This window comes from Egibacteraceae bacterium, assembly GCA_035540635.1.
In the GTDB taxonomy this organism is placed as follows: Bacteria; Actinomycetota; Nitriliruptoria; order Euzebyales; family Egibacteraceae; genus DATLGH01.
In genome coordinates, this window is record DATLGH010000018.1 from 22787 (window position 1) to 34271 (window position 11485).

At 70.9% G+C, this 11485-nt stretch carries 10 protein-coding genes; 8 read left to right on the forward strand and 2 right to left on the reverse strand.

Annotation, left to right across the window (positions count from 1 at the left end; genetic code table 11):
• Positions 1-34: 34 nt before the first annotated feature.
• The 7 genes from VM324_03250 to VM324_03280 all read left to right on the forward strand — a co-directional run bounded on the left by VM324_03250 (position 35) and on the right by VM324_03280 (position 5671).
• Positions 35-1294: a VWA domain-containing protein gene (locus VM324_03250; protein HVL98289.1), complete on the forward strand. Its 1260-nt coding sequence runs from the start codon at positions 35-37 to the stop codon at positions 1292-1294.
• A 61-nt stretch (positions 1295-1355) separates the two neighbouring features.
• Complete coding sequence (locus VM324_03255; GenBank protein HVL98290.1) at positions 1356-1508, forward strand: hypothetical protein; 153 nt, start codon at positions 1356-1358, stop codon at positions 1506-1508.
• A 96-nt stretch (positions 1509-1604) separates the two neighbouring features.
• Entirely contained in the window at positions 1605-2489 is an 885-nt protein-coding gene (locus tag VM324_03260; GenBank protein HVL98291.1) for an HD domain-containing protein, read from the forward strand.
• Complete coding sequence (locus VM324_03265; protein ID HVL98292.1) at positions 2489-3742, forward strand: MBL fold metallo-hydrolase; 1254 nt, start codon at positions 2489-2491, stop codon at positions 3740-3742. The genes VM324_03260 and VM324_03265 overlap by 1 nt, the downstream gene beginning before the upstream one ends.
• Before the next feature lie 123 nt (positions 3743-3865).
• Positions 3866-4288 carry a dual specificity protein phosphatase gene (locus tag VM324_03270; protein HVL98293.1) on the forward strand — a complete coding sequence of 141 codons (423 nt, stop codon included), beginning with the start codon at positions 3866-3868 and terminating at the stop codon, positions 4286-4288.
• Positions 4289-4380: 92 nt separating this feature from the next.
• Positions 4381-5436 carry a tetratricopeptide repeat protein gene (locus VM324_03275; GenBank protein ID HVL98294.1) on the forward strand — a complete coding sequence of 352 codons (1056 nt, stop codon included), beginning with the start codon at positions 4381-4383 and terminating at the stop codon, positions 5434-5436.
• Between the two features lie 49 nt (positions 5437-5485).
• Positions 5486-5671 (forward strand): hypothetical protein, encoded by a 186-nt coding sequence (locus VM324_03280; protein HVL98295.1) that lies wholly within the window; start codon positions 5486-5488, stop codon positions 5669-5671.
• A gap of 481 nt (positions 5672-6152) precedes the next feature.
• Here VM324_03280 and VM324_03285 read toward each other — a convergent pair whose 3' ends face one another.
• Complete coding sequence (locus VM324_03285; GenBank protein HVL98296.1) at positions 6153-8186, reverse strand: hypothetical protein; 2034 nt, start codon at positions 8184-8186, stop codon at positions 6153-6155.
• A 1216-nt stretch (positions 8187-9402) separates the two neighbouring features.
• Positions 9403-10449 (reverse strand): hypothetical protein, encoded by a 1047-nt coding sequence (locus VM324_03290; protein ID HVL98297.1) that lies wholly within the window; start codon positions 10447-10449, stop codon positions 9403-9405.
• A gap of 601 nt (positions 10450-11050) precedes the next feature.
• Here VM324_03290 and VM324_03295 point away from each other — a divergent pair.
• Positions 11051-11485, forward strand: a 435-nt coding sequence (locus VM324_03295) for a hypothetical protein (protein ID HVL98298.1), incomplete at its 3' end; no start/stop codon positions are given.

Genomic DNA, 11485 nt, shown 5'->3' on the forward strand with positions numbered 1-11485 from the left:
ACGAGTACGTTGCAATTCGACGAAGGGGGAGGGCATGGACGTTTCACTCAGGCTCGAACACGGGCTGCTGGCAGTGGAGGACGCTCACGAGGTGCACGCCATGGTGGCGGTCACCGCACCCGCGGCGCCCGTTGACCGCGACCGGCCGCCGCTGCGCGTCGCGCTCGTGCTGGACCGGTCGGGCTCGATGGCCGGCGGGCCGCTGGAGGTGGTCAAGCGCTGCGCGGCGTTCCTCGTCGAGCGCCTCCAGCCCCACGACGAGCTCGCCCTCGTGGCCTACGACGACGAGGTCGACCTGCTCGCTGCCCTCGCGCCGGTGCAGGCCAGCGTGCTGGGCGAGGCGATCAGCGCCATCCACCCCGGCGGGATGACGAACCTGTCCGGCGGCTGGCTCAAGGGCGTGGAGGAGCTGGGTCGCCGCAACGACGGCCTGCGCCGGGTGCTGCTGCTCACCGACGGGCTGGCCAACCAGGGCCTGACCGAACCTGACACGCTCGTCGCACTCGCCCAACGCCAAAGCGCCCAGGGCGTGGCGACCACCACGCTGGGCTTCGGCGACGGGTTCAACGAGGAGCTGCTGACGGCGATGGCCGACGCCGGGCGTGGCACGGCGCACTTCATCGCCTCGCCCGAGGACGCGCCGGCCGCGTTCGCCGCCGAGTTCAGCGACCTGGTGTCGCTGGTGGCCCAGAACGTCAGCGTCGAGATCCGCCCCACCGACCAGGTAGAGGTCGTGGCCGTGCTCAACGACCATCCGTCCACACCGGTGGCCGGCGGAGTGCAGGTGCTCGCCGGCGACGCCTACGCCGGCCAGCAGCTGCGGGTGGTGTTCAAGCTGGCGTTGCCCAGCCTCGCCGCCCTCGGTCCCGCCAAGGTCGCCGACGTCGTGCTGCGTTTCGTCAGCGTCGGTGACGAGGTCGCCGCCCACGAGGTCACCTACCCGCTGTTCGTCAACCTCGTGTCCGCCGACGAGGCCGCCACCGCCGTGCCCGACGCCGAGGTTGTCGAGGAGGTCAGCGTCCTGCTCGCCGCCCGCGCCGTCGAGGACGCGCGCCACCGCGCCGAGCAGGGCGACCTCGACGGAGCCCGCGACGTGCTGCACGACGCCGCCGAGGCATTGCGGGGATCCGCGGCCGGCTCCGCGCGCGCCGACGAGCTGCTGGCCAGCGCCGAGGAGCTCACCGCCGTGCACACCCACCTGGCGTCGGGGGCGTTCTCGCCGATGAGCAGCAAGGCCCTGCACTACAACAGCCGCACCATGCGCCGCAAGCGCGGCGGCGGCCCGCGACCATGACCGTCACGCCCCCGGCCAGACAGGTTGGCGGCGCTGCGCGCAGCAGAAAGGATGGCAAGCGATGAGCATCAACAAGACCCGCGGGCTGCTGTACCGCCTGGCGCGCATCCTCGGTGACGTCAACGCCGTGCAGAAGGGCAAGGTCGGCCGTCGAGTCACCCGCCGGGTCGCTGGCCGCCAGACCGGACGGGCGCTGCGCAAGCTGTTCAAGTAGGCCGCGGCTGGTTCCCGTCGAGCTGTCACCCTCGGGCGGTTGCCGGCCCCGGCAAGCCCGCGACCGGTGTCCGGCGTCAATCGGAAAGGCAGGTCTATGGAAGAGGTCCCCCTCGTCCAGCCGTCGCAGCGGTTCGTGGACGCCGTCGGGTTCGCCGCCGAGATCCACCGAAGCCAGTCCCGCAAGGGCAGCCGGATCCCATACGTGTCGTACCTGCTCGCCGTCGCGAGCCTCGTGCTGGAGGACGGCGGGGACGAGAACGAGGCCATCGCCGGCCTGCTGCACGACACCCTGGAGGACAGCGGCCAGCCGATGCCCGCGATGATCGGGCGGATCCGCTCGGCGTTTGGTGACCGGGTCGGTGACCTCGTCGAGGCGTGCACCGACGTGGACGTCGACCGGCCCGCGGAGCGCTCGTCGGCAGACTGGCGCGCGCGCAAGCAGCACACCATCGACGCGCTCGCCAAGGCCGACCGGGCCGCCGCGCGGGTCATGCTCGCCGACAAGCTGCACAACCTGCGGTCGCTGCCCACCGACCTGGAGTTGGACGGGCAGTCGGTGTGGCAGCGGTTCAACGCCGGGCGCGACGATCAGCTGTGGTACTACGCCGGGCTGGCGGAGGCCGCCCGGGAGCGCCACCCCGGCGGCCGCCTCGCCCACGAGCTGGTCCGCAGCCGTCGAGAGCCTCCGGCAAGCCGCAGATCGGTGAACCCTGCGCAGGTGGCCGCATTGAAGCCCCAGCCGCAGGACTCCGTCCCGCTGGTCTGGAGGCTTGGGCTGTACGAGAAGCCGGCCGCGGTCGTGAGCGGCTTCGACACGCCGGTGGAGTACGGCGTCGTCGAGCACGAGTTCGCCTATGCGCGCCCCGACGACTACCGCACCGTGTGTGGTCGCTTCGGGCACACGGCGATCCAGGAAGGCCTGGAGTACACGGCGTCGGCCTGGGCACGGCGCGTGAGCCTCCACGCGGGCGGCTGCTGATGCGAGGGCGCATCCACCGCGGGAGCAAGGAGATCGGCGGCAGCTGTGTGGAGCTGGAGGCGTCCGACGGCGGCCGGGTGGTGCTGGACCTCGGGCGGCCCCTGGCCGCGGGCTGGGACGACGACGTCGCGCTGCCCGCTGTGGCGGGCCTGACCGAGCCCGACGGGTCGTTGTTGGGGGTGCTGATCTCCCATGCGCACCTGGACCACTACGGGCTGGTGGCCGGCATCTCGACAGAGGTCCCGGTGTACATCGGCGCGGAAGCCGAGGCGCTGCTTCATGCGGCGGCGTTCTTCTCGCCGGTGTCCGCCTCGGTGCACGCTGCCGGCCATCTGCGCCACCGCGAGCCGTTCACGCTCGGGCCGTTCACGGTCACGCCCTACCTCGCTGACCACTCGGCGTTCGACGCCTACTCGCTGCTGGTGGAGGCAGACGGGGCGCGCGTGTTCTACACCGGTGACCTGCGCGCGCACGGGCGCAAGGCGGCGATGTTCGAGCGGCTGCTGGCCGACCCGCCCGCCGGCGTCGACGTGCTGGTCATGGAGGGCACGCACGTGCGCGCGGACGCCGTCAACGACGAGGCGACCTTCGCCACCGAGGCCGACCTCGAGGAGCGCTTCGTCGAGCTCAGCCGCGACACCCAGGGCGCGGTCGTCGTGTTGGGGTCCGCGCAGAACCTCGACCGGCTTGTCACCGTGTACCGGGCGGCCAAGCGCACCGGGCGTTCCTGCGTCGTGGACCTGTACGGCGCGACGGTCGCCGCCGCGACCCGCGCGACGATCCCCCAGCCCGGCCACGAGGTGCTGCGCGTGTACGTGCCCAACCGCCAGCGCATCAGGGTGAAGGAGGCCGGCGAGTTCTCCCGCGTCGCTGACATCAAGGCGCAGCGGGTCTTCCCCGAGGAGCTCGCCGCCGACCCGGGCCGGTGGCTGTTCCATGTGCCCTCCTCCACCGTGGGGGAGCTGATCCGCGCGGGGGTCCTCGACGGGCGCGGCGTCGTGGTGTGGTCGCTGTGGCACGGCTACCTGGTCGAGCCCTCGGGGGTGCGGCTGCGCGGGCTGCTCGACGAGCACGGCGTTGAGCTGGTCCATCTGCACACCTCGGGGCACGCCTCGGTGCCCGACCTCAAGCGTCTGGTGGACGCGCTTCACCCGGCGCGGGTGGTGCCGATGCACTCGGAGGCGGGTGGGCGCTTCGGCGAGCTGTTCCCGCGGGTCGAGCTGCGCGACGACGGGGAGTGGTGGGACGTATGAGCAGCAGCTCTGGGCGGATCGACCGGGTCGCCGGGACGTTGCTGGGCGTGGCCGCCGGCGACGCCCTCGGCGGACAGCCTCGCCGAGTACTACCGGCGGAGCGCCGGCCAGCCACCGCTGGCTGTGGCCCTGCGCGACGACCCGGGCGTGATGGTCGGCAACGTCGCGGGTCTTCCCGCAGCCGGGATCGACGCGGTCGTGTCGCTGTGCCGGGTCGGCCGCACCTTCGCTCCGCCTGACGTCGAACACCACGAGTTGCACCTCATCGACACCCCGGGCGCCAACACCCACCTGCGCCACGTCGTGGCCGACACCGCAGCGGGCGTCCTCGCCATACGCGACGAGGGGAAGCGGGTGTACCTGCACTGCGCCGCCGGGCAGAGCCGCACCCCCGCCGTCGCCGCGGCCTACCTGCACCTGCGCCTGGGGATCTCCGGCGAGGAGGCGCTGCGCCGCGTCGGCGCCGCGCTGCGCCACTACCAGCACAACCACGAGCTCATCGACGTGGTGCGGTCGCTGCCCGAGCGGCCCGACTCCGGGAGCTGAGGGCCTGCTGCCCGTTTGCTCTGGGACGCGGGGCTGTCACACCCCTGGGAGACAATGGGGTTTGGGAGTATCGCCCGTCGGAGGAGGAGCAGTTGCTGCAGGAGCGGATCGATGAGGATGACGCCGAGAGCGAGGACGCGTTTACCTGGTTCGCCAGCGGCACCGACGTCCCGGCAGACGCCCCCACCGGGGTGGTCTTCGCCCTCGCCCGGGAGGCCGGGGACCTGGCGTGGGCCGGCGAGGCCGAGGCTGCCGAAGCGGCCTTCGACCGCGCCGCCGCGCTCGCGGTGTCGTCGGGTGAAGCAGCCCTTCTCCCCGAAGTGGCGGACGTCGTGGCCACGACCCTTGCGCCGCTCGACAGCGCACGGTCGCTCGCGCTGTTGCGCCGCTGGCAGGGACCGGTCGACGCTCTCGACCAGGCCGAACTGTCGGCGCTGCTGCTCGACGTGCGTGCACACGTCGCCGTGAGCGCCTCATTGCACGGCGTGGCGGCGATGCTGCTGGACGAAGCGCGTTCGGCGTGGACGGTGGCAGGGGAGGACCGCCGAGCCGCGGAGGTGACCGATCGCCTCGGTTGTGCGCTGCGGGCCCTGAGGCGTGGCGAGGAGGCGCTGGCCCGCCACGCCGAAGCGCGGGCGGTCTTCGAATCGCTCGAGGCGCCCGATGCCGCCGCCATCAGCGCGGAGCTGGCCGGTGACTGCTGCACCGAGCTCGGGCGGCACGACGACGCGTTGGGGCACTACGGCTACGCGTACACGCGCTACCGGCAGGTGGTCTCGCCGCGCGACACTGCACGGGCCCGCGACCGTATGGGCATGGCCCTCAATCACCTCGGCCGCCTCGCGGAGTCCGAGCAGGCCCACGCCGAGGCCATCGCGGCGTTCGCAAAGCTCGGGGAGCTCGAGCTCGAGGCCGAGGCGCGCAAGAACCTCGGGTGGACGCTCGCCGACCTCGGCCGCTTCAGCGAGGCGCGGGCCGCGCTGTCAGACGCCGTGGCGGTCCTCGACGCTGCCGGTTGGATCGGTGCGGCAGACGAGGCGCGCGAAGCGCTCGACCGCCTTCCCGTACTCCACCATCATCCGCAAGGCTCGGATAACGCTTCGCTGCGTGGAGTACAGTTGAGTGCTAGGACTTCTTATGGAAACTGAACCGCGTGCAGTCTTTGCCCTTCCGTGGTGGATGCTTGCCATCTAGTTGATGGTGGCCTCCCTGTTGTTCGTGCTCCTCCTGACAGTGCTGTTCTACGTCGTTGTGGCGATTATCGTAGTGCTCTGCGTGGTGTTCTGGGCGCGGTGGATCTATTACAAGGAGGAGCCGTACTTCTTTCCGTACTGGCTCCGCTACCGCTTCGTCCGCTACCTATACGCAGAAAACCCTCCGTGAGATGCCCAACGTCTACCGTTGGCCCTACGAGCGCGTCGAGTACGAGAGTCGTGTCAGCCTTCGCGCTGACGGCTCCAGGGTCTGTCGCGAGGGCCGTCCCATGCCCTCGGACGAGGAGCTCCAAGCCTTAGTCCGTGCCGCTCAGGCCACTGGGCGACCCGCCGGACCCACGCAGCTCCACGCTCGGCCGAGCCTGCTCAAGTGGTGTAGTTGGCCCCACCTCGGGAGAGGAGGCCGCGAGGCGTCCCCGAGCGCGGAGCTGGGGGGTTAAACAGCTTCGGGGAGCCGCCGCACCCGGCGGTTCGCGAAGTCTCTCGGTCACTCGAAGGTGCACGACTGGGGCTGCGTTAAAGTTGAAGCCGGTTGGCTCCTTCAACGGGCGTCTTTGTTGACTGCTTGACTGCAGTGCCTCACCACCAGCCCTATAGCTCCGACCCAGAGGCGAGTAGGGGGAGCATCACCTGCTAATGAGGGCGAACGGCTACCTTCCCTGATCTTCAATTGTGTAGCCGAGGAGTGAAGCCCCTTCTGCGATTCGCCGGAGCGGGTCGCCTGCGAGCATCTCGAGCGGTTGTGCTCCATCCCAGACCCATGTGCGAAGCGATTGTTGATCTACAATCACCTCTGCTTGGCCGTGGCGGGTGGCGCCCCAGACTCGCCCGATGGTGGGCAGTACGTCGCCGGTGCTGCGTCGGCGGTAACGGTGCAGCACAGAGCCGTACCGGTCAACCCACTCGGGGACGTGGTCGTCCTGCCAGCCGTTCCTCCAACTCCAGGAATCATCGGCCACGATGCTGAGGAAGGTCACCGCCATCTCCGCGAAGGATGGTCCGCTATGGCGCTCAGCCTCGGGCAGGCCGGCGATCGCGCCGACGATGGCGGCCGCCTGCTCTGGGTCGCCGCCGTTGGCGAGATGGTTCCATATGCCACGCCAGACCCATCGTTCACTGCCGCTTTGGGCCAGGACCCGTAGAGACCCGGGACGGTTCATCGAGACGAGCGGCTGGGTCCAGGGTGGATTGAGTCGAGCATCCTTCTGATGCTGCAGTTGAATCATGTCGTAGAAGCCGTAAAGCGGCCGGCTTTCCACGACCCTTCCGAAGGACATCGGCCACCGTCGGGAGAGCGCCGCTGCCAGCCGCCAGGTGAGGAGTTCCAACTCGGTGTCACGTGGCTCCGGCAGTGCCGAGTGGATGTCCCACTCCGGTGTCGCTCGATCGTCAAGGACATGGACTTCGACGTCCACCATGGCTGCCACGCGACGGAGCAGCTGCAGCTTCTGGGTGAAGTCCGGTGTCCAGCGGCGAGGTATGGGAATGCCGACAGCCGCTGCGACAGCCTGTCGCTCGAGGCGGGCGTGGTCGAACCATGGGTCAAGTGGCGGAGTGCTGCGGATGAAGTGGCGGTACAGGACGGCTTGGGCGAGCGCGCGGCGGTAGTAGCGTCCCTGGCCACCTCTGGCGACCTTGAGCTCGACCGCCAACGGTGTCGTGCCACGGCAGAGGAGGGCATCGAGGTAGCGCGCCTGGGCGTTGTGACCCCAAAGCGTGGGGAACTGGCTCCCCCTGGCCACCCGACCATCACCGAGGACGAGTCCCGCCTGCATAACGTCGGGTGCGATGAGGCCTTTAAGGAGGCGGGCCTCCATGGTGTGCTCGTCGACGACTGGCCGGCCGCCGCTGAAGCGGTGAGCGATGGGCGCGCCCGGTACATCAGCGGGCCTGAAACGACGGAGTAAGGCGCGGATGAGCTCGGCAGCTTCTGCGACGCTCAACGCCTCAGGGAGGGTCTGGTCGATAAGGGAAACGGTGACGCTCGGCTGTCCGAAGACCTTGGTGAAGGCTTGGCGCTGCGGGCCATCGCCAGACTTGCCAGGCTTTCCCACAGTCAGCGTCCCTGTCTGAGCGCCGATGACTCCGATCTCAAGGCCGTCGATGCGCAACGCCCAACGGTCAGGGACGGCGTCGCTGATCTCGGAGGGGAACAGGTGCAGCGACGGGTCACCGACCGCGGCCACGATTGCCGCAGCAAGGGCCGTGGGTTGTGCGGTCAGCCGTGGTAGCAGCAGTGTTTGCACCCACCGGCTGATGAGTGGGTCCTCCGGCATCCAGGTGGGGGCGGGTGCCATGTCGTCAGCCCAACCCTCATCATCGCCTCGCTGGTACCAGATGTGGGCGAAGACTCCGTGTCCGTGGACGGAGTCGCGCAAGCTCCGCATCGCCTGGTCGACTTCGGAGGGCTCCTTACCGGGCAAGGGACGATCGATCAGCACGTTGACTCGAGAGGCGTCAACGGTCTGGGCCCCCGGAGGGGGCGCGACCTCGTCGAGGACCGTCTCCCGCACCGCCAGCGCGTCGAGCAGTGCACCGCACGTGGTTGCCAAGTCGGCATCGCCGGCAACTGCGGTGGCTACCTGCTCTCGCCAGCGCAGTCGCCAGACGTCTCGCCCGATCGAAAGTGTCCTGTCCGTTTCCGTGCGCAGTGACCGGAGATCGGTTTGGGGATCGGACTTCAAGCGGGCACGTAAGGCCTCCGCCGGTGACGTCACCGGCTCGCCTCGCTGTCGCCGTAGCGCAAGGCGTACTCCTCGCTGGTGATCACCGGATCAAGGAACAGGCAGCTGTCAATCGGACAGAAGCGATCGGGCGGTCGCAGAAGCTTCTCCCACACTTCATTGACTGTCCTTCCTGCGGCCTGCTGTGTCGGTCGAGTGAGCGATTCCTTGGTAGCCGTCGTTCCCGGCGGGAGCGACATGAACGACCCGAACCCCGGTCCCGCGGCGAGTAACCCTGCCCTGCTCCAGCTGGCAGCAGGGGCGAAGTCGCAAGACTTGCGGGGTGCGGCGCGGTGTTCATCCCCCAACAGCTTCTCGGCACCGGCGTCTTATGGTCATCACGCGCGAAGGGAGGGCCGATAACGCGGTGTGGGGATCGGCTGCCCCTGTCGCGGGCGACCGCAAGCCAGGCCTCTTTCGCGACGAGAACCTCGGCATGTGCTCCTGGGGCGTCGAACCGAATGCAGAGCACGCTTCGAGGTCGGGGATGTCGGCGATGTAGCCGCCATCCTCCTCGCTGTAGAAGACGTTGATGTGGTAGTCGCTCACGGGAGATCCTCTCGCAGGAGATCGTACCGTTCGAGCAACCGGAGAAACTGCCGCACCTGATAGGGCTTGGCCTGGCTGCGGACCTCCTGCAGGCGCCCGCGCAAGCTCTTCCGGCGCCTGCTCGAGGGCCTCGATGTGCCCGACGTCGACACCGTTCTGCTGCTGCCCCCACGCAGAGCGCGACGGTGTTCCACCAACAGCTCGGCCGCAGCCTGCGTCGCGCCCCCGGCAAGGCGGTGCTCACGGTCCTGGACCTCATCGGCGCGCAGCGCCGCGAGTTCCGCTTCGTTCGACCTGCGCTACCGGGCGTTGACCGGGTCGTCGCGCAAGGGGCTCGTCGACCAGGTCGCCGGCGGGTTCCCGTACCTGCCGTCGGGCTGCGCCCTGGTGCTCGACCGCGTCGCGCAGCAGATCGTGCTCGACAACGTACGCGCGCAAGTGGAGCTGCGCCGGCCGGCGCTCGTGGCCGACGTGCGCTCTCACGGCGACCTCGGCCTCGCCGGCTACCTGCGCGAGGCAGACCGCGAGCTCGCCGACATCTACCGGCGACCCTCCGAGTCGTGGACCGCGCTGCGCCGCGACGCCGGGCTGCCCACCCCGCCGCCCGTGGCCGGCGAGCAGGACCTCCTCAAGCGCGCCCGCACGGTGGCCCATATCGACGACCCCGAAACGCGCCGAGCTGTACACCCGCCTGCTCGCCGACCACGCGCCGGCCTACGCGGCGCTGTGCGACCGCGTGCAGCGGCTCGCCCGGATGTCGTTTTGGACGCTGTGGCCCGGCGCCGGCGGCTTCACCGGCTCCGACGCGGTCGAACGTGTCCTTCAGCCGCAGCCGCTGCGGCTCGTGGAGGCGCAGCATGGCCCGCCCGACGTCGGTGCGGAAACGGTCGCGCGCCGGTGCGTCGCCGGTGGCGAGCTCACCGAGCGCATCGGCGGCGATGCGCTCGAGCTGCTCGGGGGAGCGCTCGAGGAGCACGGCGAGCCAGGCCGCGGCCAGGTCGGCGCCCCTGCCCTTGCGGGCGAGCTGGCCGTCGATCCACACGCCGAGCGCCGCACGTCGCCCCTGTGGGTCGTCGTCGAGGCACCGGGCCACCTCCTCACGCAGCACGGTCGGCCAGCGGTCGGCGGGCTCGTCGTTGAGCACGGCCAGGAGGTCGGGCTGCGCGCCGCCGAGCCGGTCCAGGACGGCGGCGGCCTGTGCCGCGACCGGCGGGGGCGGGGCGGGCCCGATCCCGAGCGCCTGGGTCGCCGCGAGGCTTGCACGGGCCGCGTCGCCGGCGCGCTCGTAGGCCAGCGCGAGGTTGGCCTTCGCCATCGCGTACTCGTCCGGGCGCACCCCGCGGGGGTGCGCCGCAGCCGCGGCCTGGAACGCCGCCGCGGCCGCGCCGGCGCCGCCGCCCGCGAGGTGGGCCAGTCCGAGGGTGTTGGCCGCCGCCCCGAGCCCCGGCTGATCCCCACTGCGCCCCGCGAGCGCGACCGCCCGCTCCAGCGTCTCGACGGCGACAGGGACGTCGCCCGCCGCGAGCTGGGCGCCGCCGAGCTCCCGGGCGGCGGCGGCAGCACGCCCCGTCAGCCCCTGCCCGTCGAAGCGGGCCAACGCCTCCGCGAACGCGTCGGGGGCTTCCCGGGGGCGGCCCTGCTCCGCGAGCACGAGGCCGGTTGTGGAGAGCTGCACCCTCTTCGGCGACGAGGCGCTCCGCGGCGAAGGTCGCCCCGGCCGCGCTGAACAACTCGGCGGCCTCGGACTGGCGGCCACAGGCGCGCAGCGCCGCGCCGAGGACGTTCTCCGCCTTCGCGCGCTCGACCGGCAGCGGACCGGACAGCCGCACCGCCACCCGCAGGGCCGCCGCCGCCTCCGCAGCCCTGCCCGCACCGAGCAGCATGGAGCCGAGGTGGAACTGGGTGGTCGCGTGCTGCACGGGGTAGCGGTCGGGGGTGTAGGAGCGCAGCCGCCGGCGCAGCTCCTCGAGGACGGCGTGCCCTTCCACGCGCCCGCTACTCCGCGCGGGGCAGGAGCTGGAGCAGCGTCGCGCCCGGCGGCGGATGCGGTGGCGCGTCGTCCTCGGCCACCTCCACGCGGGCGAAGCCGGGGAACCCCCCGCGGCCTCCTCGAGCAGGAGCTCGAGGCGGCTGAGCAGGTCGTCGAGCGTCGCGGTCACTGCACGGCCTCCCCGGACACCATCGGGGATGGGATCTTCCCCGATCGGGCAGGGGCCCGACACCTCACCAGGACTCCCGGTCGCCCTGCCCGGCACCGGTCGGCTAGATTGACGAGTGTGAACGTCGAGCCCGTGGGCCTGCCCGCCGCCCTGAAGGCGTGGCACAGCCGGGAGCCCGATCCGGTGCTGCGGATGCGCTGCGGCGTGTGCGGCACCGACATCGGCGCGGTCTACCACACCCCGAGGGGCGCGGTCGTCGAGTCCCGCATCTCGGTTCCCGTGGAGACCAGTCACGAGACCTTCGTCCCCGCCGACATCGCCGACCTCGCCGCCGGCCTCGGCCTCACCGGGGTGCTCGACGGCTTCGGCGTCCCCGGCTCCGCCGAGACGAAGCTCGAGACGTCCGTCCGTATCCAGATCGACCTCCTCAACAGCGAGCTGTACTGGCACGATCCCGTGCCGCTGTGCCCCGAGCACGGCGACCTGCGCATCGACCGCGACGCGCTCGCCGATGCGGTCCGCGCCGGGGCGGAGGCATACGAGGCGGAGGAG